Origin of the sequence: Vibrio profundi (assembly GCF_005281835.1) — a bacterium.
Taxonomy (GTDB): Bacteria; Pseudomonadota; Gammaproteobacteria; order Enterobacterales; family Vibrionaceae; genus Vibrio; species Vibrio profundi.
Map to the genome: position 1 here is coordinate 579,300 of NZ_RZIS01000001.1, position 14,140 is coordinate 593,439.

Genomic DNA, 14,140 nt, shown 5'->3' on the forward strand with positions numbered 1-14,140 from the left:
ATAGTTTCCTTAAAAAACGGCTTACTCAAAAGGGAAGATAAACGGAAAAACAGCAAGCCTTAATAACCATATAATGACAGCGCCCACAAAAAACAAGGGCAACTTCCTATAAAAGTCGCCCTTATTCAATTATTTGTATTTTCCTGAGTGCATATTACTCAGCTTTGTTGTTAAAGCTTAAATCGATGTACCAGCTCACCTTGCTGATTTGCAAGGGCAGTTAGGCTTTCGCTCGCACTCGCAATAGAGGACATCGCTTGATAGCTCGCATCTGCAATGTGGTTGATGTCTTCAATGTTACGGGCAATATCACCAGAAGTTTCACTTTGCTCAGCCGCGGCTTGAGAAATGTGAGTACTCATGTGACTGATTTCTAGAATCAACGCTTGGATTTCTTCCATCGCACTATTGGCATTCGATGCTTGTTGTACCGACATGTCCATATCGTTCATACAGCTCTCAATCACATTACCCGCCGTCTTAGAGCTCGACTGTAGGTTGCTGATCATGGTTTCAATCTCAGAGGTGGAATGTGTTGTCTTCTGAGCGAGAACGCGAACCTCGTCTGCTACCACAGCGAAGCCTCGGCCTTGTTCACCCGCACGTGCTGCTTCGATAGCGGCATTCAGTGCAAGTAGGTTGGTTTGTTCTGCGATACCACGAATTACATCAAGGATTGAGCCAATCTGGCTGCTCATCTGTTGCAGTTCACCCACAGCGACAACCGACTCATTGAGGCGAGTCTCTAGTTGATTGATGGTACTGATGTTGGTGTTCATGATCTGACGGCCAGATTCAGACGCGGTTTCGACTTGTTGAACCATTTGCAGAGAGCTTTGCGCACTTTGTGCGACCTCTTGCACCGAATGCGACATTTGCGTCATTGCGGTCGCTACGTTAGCGGTTTGTTCACGTTGAGAACTCAACTGTGATTGGGTCTGATTTGATGTCTTTTGGTTGTTACTCGCGGTATCGGTGAGATCATCCGACGCGTCGTTAAGCTTAACAAGAATGTTGTGTAGGCTATCGGCGAGTGTATTGATGTGGCCACTTACACGGCTGAATTCATTGTTGTATCGGATGTCGATACGCTGTGTCATGTCGCCTTCAGTGAGGCCTTCTAGAGTTGATAGGATTCGAGTAAGTGGTTCGCGAACGCTATGGGCAATATGGTAACCAATCGCAGCCGCAAACAGCGCCATTACCACACCAATTGTAATCGCGTTAACAAGGCCTTGGTCGTATACATCACCGGCTTCCACCAATGAAATGTTTAACTGCTCGCCAGCGGACGTGTTGAATGAATCTAACACGGCCATCGCGTTATCGACCTCTACTGCAAGGTTCGCGATATTTACGTAAAGCGCCGCTTTGGCTTGAAGGTAGTTGTTGTGTTTGTCCAATACCCCACCTTTTTGACCAACGTCTTTACTGAACTTCTGTACGGAGTCATCAAAGACTTTCTTTAGCGGAGGTAGCTGTGCAGATAGACCACGGTAAGCGTAGTTTAAATGAGTAACCGCTTTTTTGTTTTTGTTTACGGCTTGTTGAACAAACTCCATGTCTGAACTGGCCAGAGCGTCAGAAGTGATCATTTCTGCGTCTTTTAGTTTAATGAAGTAGCTTTTTGCCATCACCTTAACGGAAATGCTCGACTGATCGTCGACGTATTCTTTCATGCCTATGCTTAGCTCTGAGTGTAAGCGTTGGAAATCTCGTGAGGCTTTTTGGACTTGAGCTTGTGCAACGAACATCGCTTCATAGTTGTTCATGGCATCAGCGGCTTCAGAGAAGTAGCGCTGTTCCATCTCTTTCAGTTCTGTAATTCGGTCAAGTAACTCTGCGTGGTTTGTACTTGCAGATTCAAGCTGAGAGAGGGTAGCGGTAAAACGTTCTTGAGAAGCCTTGAATTCATCACGCATGGCTGCCATGCGTTCACTGCTTTGAGTGGTGAGGAAATCTTTAAAGGATTTATCTGCAGAGAGAAGTTGAACGCTAGTTTGGTTTGAAAGAGAGACCAAGGGGAGTGAAGTATTAGAGACGCTTTCAAAGTTTTTGTGTATCTGGCTCATGCTATTCATCATGATAGTTATCGTGATGGCGAACATGACGATGATCAGTGTAAATCCTGCGTACATACGCTTAATCACTGAACCCTTCATAGTACTCTCCCTGTAAAATATAGTTTTACTGCGTGTCTTAAGAAATTAACAAAAGTATCAGGATTGTATTGACTTTGTGGTGCACATTTTATGACGCACTCTGCAAAAATAACTTGGGGGCTAAGCCAGTATGATGTTCATGGGAAGTGAACAGTGTTTTTTATTGAGCTTTTTAGTTGCATAGCGCATACTCTCTACACGCCAAATAATACGTTTCAGTGGAGAAGAAAATGGCTGAAGAAACCATCTTTACTAAGATTATCAACAAAGAAATTCCTACCGACTTGCTATACCAAGATGATTTAGTAACGGCTTTTCGTGATATTAACCCGCGTGCGCCAAGTCACATTCTTATCATTCCAAATAAGCTGATCCCTACAACGAATGACGTTGAAGCTGAAGATGAAGCAATGATGGGCCGTTTGTTCACTGTTGCAAGAAAGCTTGCGAAAGAAGAAGGCATTGATGAAGACGGATACCGTTTGATTGTTAACTGTAACTCTCACGGTGGACAAGAGGTGTACCATATTCACATGCATTTAGTTGGTGGCCGTCCTCTAGGGCCAATGGTAATGAGCTAATTCACCTTAAATTAAGGTGATTTACGATTGGCTATCCAACTTTTTTATAAGTTCGTTGTCATAAGTGGCAGTTATTTACTGGATAGCCGAGTTTACTTATTTGGATGACTCGGAATTATTCAATGCATGGAGAGAGTGGGTGAAGCGACAAGTAAGATTAGCTTCCATTGCGATGTTGTCAGCCATAGTGACTGGTTGTGCAAGTATATCTGCGGGTAATTTATTCAGTCATTACAGTGCTCAAAATCAAGCTGTGTATCAAGCCGTAAAATCAGGGCAATACAGCGATGCACAACAAGCCCTACCGGACTACGCGGCTGGCGATATCTTAGATAATTTTGAAAAAGGCCGTGTGAACTTTTTGGATCAGCAATACCCAGAAAGTAAGTCAGCGCTTGAAGTAGCCGATAAAGCAGTCTCGGTTCAGCAAGATAAAGCGGTGATTTCTATTTCAGATAGTGCGACGAGTGTTGGTGCGCTGGCAGTTAACGACAACATTACAGAATACACCCCAGCTGACTACGAGTTAGGTTTTCTACACTTGTATTTAGGTCTGAACTACTTAAAGAAAAATGATTTGGAAGGAGCGGTGATTGAAATGCGCCGCGCCAATCAGGTTCAAGAAAGAGCAAAGCAAGCGCGTGAACAAGAGTTACGTTCTGCTGAAAAAGACATTCAATCCAAAGGGCTGTCGGCCAATTTAGGAAGTGTACTTTCTAACTACCCAGATGCGGGTAAAAAGCTGCAAGCGGTACAAAATGCCTACTTGATGTACCTGTCTGGCTTACTGTATGAAGCGCAAAACGACCCAAATAGCGCTTATGTCGATTATCGACGTGCGTTAGCGGTTATGCCGGATAATCAGCAAATCGTTGAACGAACGATGGCGGTGGCGAAACGCTTGGGAATGCGACAGGATTTATCTAAGCTAGAGAAACGTTACGGTAAGCAAGATGAATCCCTATCGGGTAAAGGCCGCGTGATTGTGTTGCAAGAACAAGGTGTAGTAGAGGCGATGAATAGCTGGCGCTTAGACTTACCTTTGTATGACAGCAGAGGACAAGGAGCGATTTATTCTTTAGCTCTGCCTTATTATGAAAATAAAGCTGCGCCAGCGTTTACGCCATTGAGATTAGATGGCAAGGCGTTACCCTCTGATTTATTGACCGATGTAAACATTATGGCAAGTAACGACTTATCGGAGCGTCTGCCTAGCATAGTGATTAGACAAGCGCTACGCGTATACGCAAAAGATAGGATTCGTAAAGAGACAGCGAACGGTGATGATGTGGGTAACATACTGTTGAATGTGTGGAATACACTGACTGAACAGCCTGATACTCGCAGTTGGCAATCGTTACCTGGCAAAGTGTATAGCAGCAGTTATATCGCAGGTACTGGCAAACACACCCTGGAAGCGGGTGAGCAACACTATGAATTTGAAGTGAGAGAGAACCAAACAACCTTGGTTTGGATTTCTCGCCAAGGTCAAAATGCGACCATGTGGCATAAACAGCTTGGGAGATTGTAATGAAAAAATGGTTATTGGGCTTAGTCGCGATTTTTATGCTTGCGGGCTGTGCGGAAAATACGGCAGGTGTGCGAGTTGATAGTTTGACGCAAAAGGTGATCTTTGGTGACAAAGTACTGGGCAGCCGATTGCTTATCGACGACATTTCAACGGATCAGGTTGATGGGCATACCCGTGGCATCGTGCGTTTAAATAGCAACTATAAAGCGAACCAAAATATACTTTACCGCTTCTATTGGTACGATGATGCGGGGCTTGAAGTGAACAATAAGCAAGGCCCTTGGCGCCAAGCAATTGTCTATGGCTTTGAAAGTATCGCTATTTCTGAAGTATCAGTGAATCCGAAAGGCACTCAATTTAGAGTCCAGATTCGCGAAGAATAAGCGTCAACAATTGAAACGGCGTCGCTTGTTAAGTGCGCCCTAATTTAAGCTAGCTGTGACTTCGAACTGTTTGAGTAAATTCGAGTTACGAAGTGAGGAAGAAAAATGAAAAAGAGTGTAATTGCATTATTAGGTCTTGCTGTGATCTTAGGTGGTTGTTCTAACAAAGTTAGTTACGGCGATGCGCAAGCTGTTGAAACCACGACAATCGACTTCGGTTCTACAGACCTACAGCGAATTGCTGGCGAGATGGTTGATAGCATGATGGCATCAGGCTCTGTCGCATACATTACTCGTGAACAGCGCCCGATTGTATTCGTAGAGCGTATTAAGAACAAAACCAGTGAGCACATTGATACTGAATCTATCACTGACTCTATCAGCACTAAGATGCTGAATTCTGGTAAGTTCCGCTTCGTAGATATGGATCGTGTTGAGTCTGTACGTGAGCAGCTAAACTTCCAAAACAATGATGAGCTAGTAAATCAAAGCTCAGCAATTCAGTTCGGTAAGATGGTCGGCGCGCAGTACATGCTTTACGGTAACCTATCAAGCATTGTGAAGAATGATGGCAGCGATCAAGATGTTTACTACAAAATGACTATGCGTTTAATGGATCTAGAAACTGGGTTGATTGAATGGGCGGACGAGACTGAAATCCGTAAGCAAAAATCTAAGAGCCTTCTTGGCCTATAGATTGCTTTGAAATAGAAAGTTAACGCATCACGAGGAGTCATCACATGGCGATATTTGCCTGGTCGGAAGCCAAACAGCTCGATAACAGCTTGTGCTCTCTTGATGACTTTTTTGATGTGCCCCCCGTGAGTGTGCAAACACTTACGGGTGGGTTAACGAATCGCTGTTGGAAGTTAATTTCAGCAGAAGGTCATGCCTATGTATGGCGGCCGACCACTCCAATCACTCAGGCGTTCTCAATTAGTCGTTTCCAAGAATACCAAATTCTTTCCGCTATAGAGCCATTAAAGCTAGGGCCAAAACCGATTACCGTTAATGAAATGGGTTTATTGGTTGAGTGGATTGAAGGAGAAACCCTATACGATGGTTTGGATTTAGATAATCTTTTGCGTACGGCAATTTCTGTCCACCATATTAATACTGCACGGTTACCATTAACGCCTTTCAGTTATACCGCGAGAGTTGATCATTATTGGTTCCAGCTAGATGAATCACATCGAACTAAAGACTATTTAGAACTCTACCAAGAATGGCGATCATCACCGAATATTAAAGATGTAGGTTTAGCATTATGCCACTTTGATTTAGGTGGCTATAACCTTGTGCGCAATGAACAGGGTATAAAAATTATTGATTGGGAATACGCGTCTCTTGCAGACCCGAGATTAGATTTAACGCTATCCATAGGCGCATCTCAGGAACCGGTTTTACAGTCGGTTTATCGATACTGCCAGCTTAAAGGGATAGAAGATGTTGATACTTGGGTTGAAGGCGTTCAAGCTTGGCTGCCGCGAAGTAAAATGATGGCAATGTTGTGGTATTTATTGGCTCACCAGCTTTGGGGAGACGAAAATTATTTGCAGGAAGCAGAGGCACTTAAGTCAACATTCTGTAGTTAGGATCACTGTTTCACGACTCGATTGTGTAATTTCACAACTCCCACCTTTAAAACCTTAGTATTCGTGTTAGATTTAATGAATACGTACCAGCATTCAATAAGGGAGGTACAATGATTATTTATCTACATGGCTTTGATTCCACAAGCCCTGGTAACCACGAAAAAATACTGCAGTTGCAATTCATAGATGATGATGTTCGTTTCATTAACTACAGTACATTACACCCAAAGCATGACATGCAGCATTTGCTAAAAGAAGTGCATAAAGTCATTGAGCAATCTGACGACCCGCATCCAGTTATTTGCGGTGTGGGCCTTGGCGGTTATTGGTCTGAAAGGATTGGATTTTTGTGCGGAATAAAGCAAGTGGTCTTTAATCCAAATCTGCACCCTGAAGATAATATGATTGGTCGAATCGACAGGCCTGAAGAATACGAAGATATTGCGACTAAATGTGTCGAACAATATCGAATGAAAAATAAAGGGCGTTGCTTGGTTGTATTGTCTCGTGAAGACGAGATCCACGACAACCGTAAAACTGCGGAAGCGTTAGAAGATTATTACGATGTGATTTGGGATGAAAAAGAATCCCATAAATTTAAGAAAATCTCTCAGCATTTACAGGCGATGAAAGCGTTTAAAGACGCATAGTTGTCCATAATCTAAACGGCTTGGCTATCGCGTGTTCACGTGTATAGGCGAGCCGTTTTTTTGTGCTTCAAATAGAGCGCTGCATTAAGCACCGAAACCTCAATATGTATAAGGATTTTAGTTGCGGACATTAAATAGCTCTATATAATGTTCGATAACAAAATATTTTGATAAATATCAAAAAAAATTGAGAGCGAGTCGATAACTTGCCCAAAACTTGCGCGTAATCTCTCAAGTATCGCGCCTTAAACTGAATAACGTGTATTGAACTTAGGCGATTTCTTAAGTTTCTAAGCCCCTCTCACTGTCTATGAGCAAAGGCAGTTTATAAAAGAATTTATCGGTTGGAGTGATCGAGCCGAACCCCATTTATTCATTTTTGTAGAGGATTGTCATTGTGACAAAAATTATCGTTGTAGGCGGTGGTGCTGGTGGTCTTGAGCTAGCTACCAAACTAGGCCGCACTCTCGGGCGTAAAAATCGCGCTCAAATTACTCTTGTCGATCGAAAAGCGAGCCATCTTTGGAAACCATTGCTACATGAAGTGGCGACGGGTTCACTTGATGAAGGTGTTGATGCATTAAGCTACCGTGCACACGCGAAAAACCATCAGTTTGATTTCCAAATGGGCAGCCTTCAAGATATTGATCGCGAGCGCAAAGTGATTGTGTTGAGCGAGCTTAAAGACGAAGCGGGTGAGTTGTTGATGCCAAGCCGTGAGCTTGAGTACGATATTTTAGTGCTAGCGATCGGTTCTACTTCGAACGACTTCAACACACCAGGCGTTCGTGAAAACTGCATTTTCCTAGATAGCCCAGAGCAAGCCCATCGTTTCCGTACTGAAATGAACAACCAATTCCTTAAACTTCACGCGAAGAACGGTCACGGTACTGTTGATATAGCAATTGTTGGCGCGGGTGCAACGGGTGTTGAGCTTTCTGCTGAGCTTCACAACGCGGTTAAAGAATTACGCACTTATGGCTTTGGTGATCTAGATTCTAGCAAGCTAAACGTAAGTTTAGTTGAAGCTGGTGAACGTATTCTTCCTGCACTTCCTCCACGTATTTCAAGCGCTGCACATTCAGAGCTAACGAAACTTGGTGTGAATGTTCGTACTGCGACTATGGTGACGCAAGCGGATGCAGACGGCCTAACTACTAAAGATGGTGAGAAAGTACCAGCTCAAATTATGGTTTGGGCGGCAGGCATTAAAGCGCCTGACTTCATGAAAGATATCGGCGGCCTTGAAAGCAACCGTATTAATCAGCTCGTTGTCAAAGACACGCTGCAAGCTACACGTGATGATGACATTTTTGTTATTGGTGATTTGGCTCAATGTACCCAAGCCGATGGTTCATTTGTTCCACCACGTGCACAAGCGGCACACCAAATGGCAAGCTGTGCTTTTAGTAATATTATCTCTAAGTTGAACGGTCGTGATCTAAAACCGTATATCTATAAAGATAAAGGTTCTTTGGTCTCACTAAGCCGATTCTCAACAGTTGGCAGCTTGATGGGCAACCTAACGAAAGGCTCCATGATGGTTGAAGGGCGTATTGCTCGCGTGGTTTACATATCATTGTACCGAATGCACCAAATGGCGCTGCATGGTGTGATTAAAACTGCTTTGATGATGTTAGTGGGCCGAATCAACCGTGTGTTAAGGCCAAATCTAAAACTGCACTAATATATGATGAGAAAAGGGCTCTGTTTAGAGCCCTTTTTTATCGCTGATAGATCGTGTTCTTTAGGGGATAATGGAGAACACGACACCGTCTTTGGGCTTTCCATTAAATACAAATCGGTTTCTAGCTAAGGCTTCTTTTACACCACCACAGCGTTCAATTAAGTGCTGACTCGGCAGATTATCGAGATCGCAGACGATTTCGAGTCGAGTGAGTTTTAGTTGAGCAAAGCTGAACTCAATCAGCGCGTTCATTGCTTCTTTAGCGATCCCTTTTCTTTGGTATTCATCACCAACCCAATAGCCTAAGCTTGCCATGTTGAAGGTATGGTAAAGCTCATTAATGGCAACCATCCCAAGTAGTTTTCCACTTGTTCGATCAAAAATACCAAAACCAAATGCTTCTGCTTTTACCCAGTTTAATCGAGTTGCGAGGATAAATTTGTTCGCTTCTTCAATGTCATAGTCTGAGTGGCACCAGTCAATCCACTCATATAATGAAGTTGATTGTTTTATGAGTTGCGTAAACTCTGGCGCGTGCTCTGGCTCGATAATTCTTAGCGCGAGCCGTTGAGTAAGGATCTGAAAGTCTGGGCTCATCTTAGCTCCTATAAAAACGCCCTCATAGTGAGGGCGAACATCATTTTTAGGTGGGCGCTACTCCTGTGCGACTCGGCGTACTTGGACCACAATGCCAAGTAGCGGGTGGTCTAGGTAATGAGTTTCAGTACTACGCATGCGTCGCTTCTGGTCCATTCGGTAATTCTTCAAGAACTCTTGAACTTCAATTGTTGGAGATACTTCAGTTAGATTACCAATTTGAACGGTGCTTTCTGCATCACTTACTGGTGAGTCTAGTTCAATAGTTTGATCTTGCAGCGTGATTTCTCGAACACTTGGGGCTTTTAAGTCTAAAGTGGTTTCTGCATACAGGTAATGCTGAACATATATCTGTAACTTACCATCCAGTTCATACAGCGGTGCATCAATGGTTTCTTCAGAAATTGAATCAGCTGGAACATTATCTGTGATTTCAACTTTTTCTGAACCGTCGGCATTGAATTTAGAAGAGTAGTCTTTGCCTCCTTGAATGTGGAATACAGGGGCAGATGCTTTCCCTTCATCGCCTTGTCTCCAAGCTGTATGCAAAAGGACTTTAAAGCCCGCATGTTTCTGTAATGATTCCTTTTGCTCGGTTAGGTGATACTCCGAGTAAGGCAACATTTTAACGTTCTTCTTTTCGCGATATTCAGCATCTTGGAATGAGCCTACCTTTTCCATATTGATTTCTGGAAGGGTGTTTGGCCACGACTCGTTAACCTGCTCTGCGTCGACTGCACGCTTAAAAATGATCACTTCGATATCAAATTGTCGTTGTGCCAAACTTGGCATCGATACCATCAATAAAAGAAGCGGGATCAGCTTTTTCATTTTGACTCCATGTTCTGGCTAACAAACCGTAGCCAGATTAATTATGTTCGATACGGAATTGATTAACTCGCAGGTAATAAATTCTGTCTAAATTCGTTGATAAGGTCACTAACAAATTGAATTCGTTTACGACGATCCACCAATGGTACCGTAAACTTAAATTTGGTTGGACCTTCCATCGCAAATTTTTGTGGTTGAGACTGCAATAGTTTAACCAGATAGGTTGGGTTAATGTCAGCGTCTGGGTAAAACTCTAAGAAACCACCTTTGTCGTGCGCTTCTATTTTCTTTGCTTTAATACTGGCGGCGGCCAATTTAAGCTCAGAAACGGAGATAAGGTTTTTAGTCGCATCAGGTAGCACGCCAAAGCGGTCAATGAGTTCTACTTTGAGTTCTGCTAATTCGTCTTTATCGCCGACACTCGCGATACGTTTGTACATAGACAAACGAGTGTTGATATCAGGAATATAGTCATCTGGCAGCAATGCAGGTAAACGCATTTCAATTTCGGTTTGTTCACGAAGAAGATCATCAAGAGAGGGTTCCTTGCCTTCTTTTAATGCTTCTACAGCTTGTTCGAGCATTTCCATGTAAAGCGTAAAACCGACCGATTGAATCTGACCACTTTGTTCATCACCTAGCAGTTCACCGGCACCACGAATTTCTAAATCGTGCGTTGCAAGCGTAAAGCCAGCTCCGAGATCTTCGAGTGACGCAATGGCGTCTAAACGTTTGATTGCATCCTTAGTCATTGCCTTTGGATGTGGTGTGAGCAAGTAAGCGTATGCTTGGTGATGTGAACGGCCAACACGGCCACGCAATTGATGCAGTTGAGCCAAACCGAGGTTGTCCGCGCGATCCATGATGATGGTATTCGCAGTTGGAACATCAATACCTGTTTCAATAATGGTAGTACACACCAACAAGTTGAAGCGTTGGTGATAAAAGTCATTCATGATGCGTTCTAGCTCGCGTTCACGCATCTGACCATGTGCCACGGTAACACGCGCTTCTGGAATCAACTTTTCTAAATCAGCTGCAACCTTTTCTATGGTGTCGACTTGATTGTGCAAGAAGTACACTTGGCCACCACGCATAATTTCACGTAGCACAGCTTCACGAACAACGGCATCATCTCGCTCACGGACAAACGTTTTAATTGCCAAGCGACGGGCTGGTGGGGTAGCGATGATTGATAAATCGCGCATCCCACTCATTGCCATATTTAAGGTTCTAGGGATAGGCGTCGCGGTTAGCGTTAGGATATCGACATCAGCACGCATCGCCTTCACTTTTTCTTTCTGGCGAACACCAAAACGGTGCTCTTCATCGACAATTAATAGTCCAAGATCTTTGAATTTAATATCGCTCGATAGAAGCTTGTGTGTGCCGACGACAATATCGACTTTACCATCAGCAACATCTTGTAAGATTGCTTTTTGTTCTTTCGCGGATTTAAATCGAGAAAGTACTTCGACACGAATCGGTAGGTTCGCGAAACGGTCGCGGAAGTTTTCAAAGTGTTGCTGCGCGAGCAATGTCGTTGGGACAAGTACCGCAACCTGTTTGCTGTTGTCGGTACAAACAAACGCCGCACGCATTGCTACTTCTGTTTTACCGAAACCTACATCACCACAGACCAAACGATCCATCGCTTTAGGTTGGCACATGTCGGACATTACCGCATTGATTGCCATGGCTTGATCTTCAGTTTCATCAAATGGGAAACCAGACTTAAACGTAGCGTACTGGCCACGGTCGAGTGCAAACTTATAGCCAGGTTTGAGCTCACGTTTGGCGTAGACATCAAGCAACTCAGCCGCTACGTCACGGACTTTCTCTGCTGCGCGTTTACGTGCTTTCTGCCACGCTTCTCCACCAAGCTTATGCAGTGGTGCGGACTCTTCAGCGCCGCCAGAGTAACGGCCAATTAAATTCAACGAAGCAACTGGGACGTATAGCTTGGCATCGTTTTGATACTCAAGGGTTACGTATTCGGTTTTCATGCCGCCAGCTTCTAGGGTTTGCAAGCCGATATAACGGCCAATACCATGGTCAATGTGAACGACTGGCTGCCCAGGTTTTAGTTCGGCGAGGTGACGGATAACGGTGTCACTGTTGACACTCTTCTTGTCTTTTTTGCGGCGCTGAACGACACGATCGCCTAGCAGATCACTTTCACAGATAAAGGCGATGTTTTGTTGAGTGTGAATAAAGCCGTGTTCTGCTGAGCCAAGCACCAATAAGAATTTGTCTTTCGCGGTCAATGCGTCTTGCAGACAATTGATTTCGAGAGGGCGTACTTTGATGGCTTGTAGCAATTCAGTGAGTGCTTCACGGCGGCCTTCAGATTCCACCGAAAAGACAACTTTTCCGTTAAAGCCTTCAGTGAATTTACGTAAATTGGCTAACGGCTCTTTGTTCTGATGTTGAGCCCCTAGCTCCGGTAGTGCTTCTACAGGTAGGTTTGCGCGCCCTTGTTTTTCTTCAATGGCATCGGTACTGAGTTGTATTTGAGGCTTTTGCTTAAAGTGCGAAAATAGCTCATCTTTCTTTAACCAAAGTTGCTCTGGTGGTAGTAATGGACGCAGTGGATCGACTTTCCGTTGATCATAACGGTGAGCAACGTCTGAAAGGAAGGTATCTACCGCGGACTCTACGTCACCAAGCACTAAAATTTGTGTATCGTCTGTGACGTAATCAAACAGGGTTTCAGTTTGTTCAAAGAACAGTGGCTGCCAATATTCGATACCTGCAGGCCAAGTTCCTTTAGATACTTGCATGTAGACAGATTCAGGTTCACGACGAGCATCGAATTGTTGGCGCCAACGAATGCGAAAATCTTCGATAGCGGATTCAGAGGTTGGGAACTCATGCGCTGGCAGTAAACGGATCTCTGCGATGTCTTCGATAGAACGTTGGTTCTCTGGATCGAATGTACGGATGGTGTCGATCTCGTCGTCAAAAAAGTCGATTCGATACGGATCATTACTACCCATAGGAAAGAGGTCTAAAATCGAACCTCGACTTGCGTATTCACCCGGTCCAAATACTTGATCAACGTAACGATAACCAGACTTTTCGAGTTGTAAGCGCAGTTTTTCTAGGGAAAAGTTATCACCGGTTTTTACCATCAGAGTATGTTGCATCAAGAAGTCTCTAGGGGACTGTCTTTGCAGTAAAGTACTGATAGGTACTATGGTAATTCCACTATTCAGTGTCGGTAACGCATACAAACGAGCAATACGGTCAGAAATGATTTCCTGGTGGGGTGAGAAGCTATCGTATGGCAACGTTTCCCAATCAGGAAAAAGCGCGACTTCTTGAGTAGTAAATTGCTCGATTTCCGCTTGGAGCTTTAATGCGATTTGCGGGTCTGGAACCGCCAGTAACGTATGGCTTGAATGCTGTGAGGATAATTCAGCAATAGACAATGCTAATGAAGAGCCTACTAGGTTTCCTAGCGATTTTTTGTCGCCAGCGCCCGATGGCTTTGGCAAAGTCAGAATAGTGGTATTGGTCATGATATGTTATTTGCTGTCGCGTTCGATCGAGCGTTGACGTAGTAATTTTTGTTGTTGATGGAGAGCGGCTTTTATGAGTAGATCTTGGTCAGCATCTCTAAGTAGCAAGTACTTTAGGCTCACTTCAAAATCGGTATCTTTTTCATTACATTCAGTGACTTCTGCATAGCAGTAAATAGCCGCTGCTGGGTATTCTAAAAAAAGCTTCGCACGTACAAGGTCGCCTGCTTTCATCAGATCTTTAGAACGATAAGAGAATTGGCTCGCACCGAAAGTGAAGGTGTGTGTTCTGAAATTCACATCATCTTGCTGAGCTAGCATAAAACTTAACAGTAGATTGAGTTTAGAGTTCTGCGTGTCCAACAGGTTGATAACGTGTTTTAAGTCGCTGTTCTTGAGCTCAAGCCTGGCGCTATCGGCCATTAAATCAAGTTGGCTAAACTCACTTGCGACAATAAATGGTGCGGGAATTTCGGCTTCAAATTGCTGTTGTGCAGGCAAAACAAAGTCTTGTGCTAAAGGCTCAATGTTTACAGTTAGACTATGGTGAACGGTGAAAAACTCTTGCTCTGTCATGCTTTGGTTCCTTAGACATTTAT

Annotated in this window: 12 protein-coding genes; 7 read left to right on the forward strand and 5 right to left on the reverse strand. The window is 43.9% G+C overall.

Features of this window, described 5'->3' with window-relative positions:
- Positions 1-170 precede the first annotated feature (170 nt).
- Positions 171-2,162: a methyl-accepting chemotaxis protein gene (locus tag ELZ11_RS02715; protein WP_137355825.1), complete on the reverse strand. Its 1,992-nt coding sequence runs from the start codon at positions 2,160-2,162 to the stop codon at positions 171-173.
- Positions 2,163-2,392: 230 nt separating this feature from the next.
- Here ELZ11_RS02715 and hinT point away from each other — a divergent pair, with 230 nt between their 5' ends.
- From hinT to ELZ11_RS02750, 7 genes are all read left to right on the forward strand, one after another.
- Positions 2,393-2,743: a purine nucleoside phosphoramidase gene (gene hinT / locus ELZ11_RS02720; RefSeq protein ID WP_137355826.1), complete on the forward strand. Its 351-nt coding sequence runs from the start codon at positions 2,393-2,395 to the stop codon at positions 2,741-2,743.
- A gap of 139 nt (positions 2,744-2,882) precedes the next feature.
- Entirely contained in the window at positions 2,883-4,274 is a 1,392-nt protein-coding gene (locus ELZ11_RS02725; RefSeq protein WP_137355827.1) for a COG3014 family protein, read from the forward strand.
- The gene (locus ELZ11_RS02730) at positions 4,274-4,657 is read left to right on the forward strand and encodes a YcfL family putative periplasmic lipoprotein (protein ID WP_137355828.1); all 384 of its coding nucleotides are present in this window, start codon (positions 4,274-4,276) and stop codon (positions 4,655-4,657) included. The genes ELZ11_RS02725 and ELZ11_RS02730 overlap by 1 nt, the downstream gene beginning before the upstream one ends.
- Before the next feature lie 105 nt (positions 4,658-4,762).
- Entirely contained in the window at positions 4,763-5,353 is a 591-nt protein-coding gene (gene lpoB / locus ELZ11_RS02735) for a penicillin-binding protein activator LpoB (protein WP_137355829.1), read from the forward strand.
- A gap of 44 nt (positions 5,354-5,397) precedes the next feature.
- Entirely contained in the window at positions 5,398-6,252 is an 855-nt protein-coding gene (locus ELZ11_RS02740) for a phosphotransferase (RefSeq protein ID WP_137355830.1), read from the forward strand.
- A 110-nt stretch (positions 6,253-6,362) separates the two neighbouring features.
- Positions 6,363-6,902: an alpha/beta hydrolase YcfP gene (gene ycfP / locus ELZ11_RS02745; protein ID WP_137355831.1), complete on the forward strand. Its 540-nt coding sequence runs from the start codon at positions 6,363-6,365 to the stop codon at positions 6,900-6,902.
- 397 nt (positions 6,903-7,299) lie between these two features.
- A complete protein-coding gene (locus ELZ11_RS02750; protein ID WP_137355832.1) occupies positions 7,300-8,589 on the forward strand; it encodes an NAD(P)/FAD-dependent oxidoreductase in 1,290 nt (429 codons plus the stop codon).
- Between the two features lie 60 nt (positions 8,590-8,649).
- On the opposite strand, the gene ELZ11_RS02755 is transcribed toward ELZ11_RS02750, so the two are convergent.
- From ELZ11_RS02755 to ELZ11_RS02770, 4 genes are all read right to left on the reverse strand, one after another.
- Positions 8,650-9,186: a GNAT family N-acetyltransferase gene (locus ELZ11_RS02755; RefSeq protein ID WP_137355833.1), complete on the reverse strand. Its 537-nt coding sequence runs from the start codon at positions 9,184-9,186 to the stop codon at positions 8,650-8,652.
- Positions 9,187-9,243: 57 nt separating this feature from the next.
- A complete protein-coding gene (locus ELZ11_RS02760) occupies positions 9,244-10,017 on the reverse strand; it encodes a peptidoglycan binding protein CsiV (RefSeq protein WP_137355834.1) in 774 nt (257 codons plus the stop codon).
- A gap of 62 nt (positions 10,018-10,079) precedes the next feature.
- The gene (gene mfd / locus ELZ11_RS02765) at positions 10,080-13,541 is read right to left on the reverse strand and encodes a transcription-repair coupling factor (RefSeq protein WP_137355835.1); all 3,462 of its coding nucleotides are present in this window, start codon (positions 13,539-13,541) and stop codon (positions 10,080-10,082) included.
- Between the two features lie 6 nt (positions 13,542-13,547).
- The gene (locus ELZ11_RS02770; RefSeq protein ID WP_137355836.1) at positions 13,548-14,117 is read right to left on the reverse strand and encodes a PilZ domain-containing protein; all 570 of its coding nucleotides are present in this window, start codon (positions 14,115-14,117) and stop codon (positions 13,548-13,550) included.
- Between the last annotated feature and the right edge of the window lie 23 nt (positions 14,118-14,140).

Coding starts and splice junctions, on each gene's coding strand:
- ELZ11_RS02715 (WP_137355825.1), bottom strand. CDS start 2,162: ATGAAGGGTTCAGTGATTAAGCGTATGTACGCAGGATTTACACTGATC.
- hinT (WP_137355826.1), top strand. CDS start 2,393: ATGGCTGAAGAAACCATCTTTACTAAGATTATCAACAAAGAAATTCCT.
- ELZ11_RS02730 (WP_137355828.1), top strand. CDS start 4,274: ATGAAAAAATGGTTATTGGGCTTAGTCGCGATTTTTATGCTTGCGGGC.
- lpoB (WP_137355829.1), top strand. CDS start 4,763: ATGAAAAAGAGTGTAATTGCATTATTAGGTCTTGCTGTGATCTTAGGT.
- ELZ11_RS02740 (WP_137355830.1), top strand. CDS start 5,398: ATGGCGATATTTGCCTGGTCGGAAGCCAAACAGCTCGATAACAGCTTG.
- ycfP (WP_137355831.1), top strand. CDS start 6,363: ATGATTATTTATCTACATGGCTTTGATTCCACAAGCCCTGGTAACCAC.
- ELZ11_RS02755 (WP_137355833.1), bottom strand. CDS start 9,186: ATGAGCCCAGACTTTCAGATCCTTACTCAACGGCTCGCGCTAAGAATT.
- ELZ11_RS02760 (WP_137355834.1), bottom strand. CDS start 10,017: ATGAAAAAGCTGATCCCGCTTCTTTTATTGATGGTATCGATGCCAAGT.
- mfd (WP_137355835.1), bottom strand. CDS start 13,541: ATGACCAATACCACTATTCTGACTTTGCCAAAGCCATCGGGCGCTGGC.
- ELZ11_RS02770 (WP_137355836.1), bottom strand. CDS start 14,117: ATGACAGAGCAAGAGTTTTTCACCGTTCACCATAGTCTAACTGTAAAC.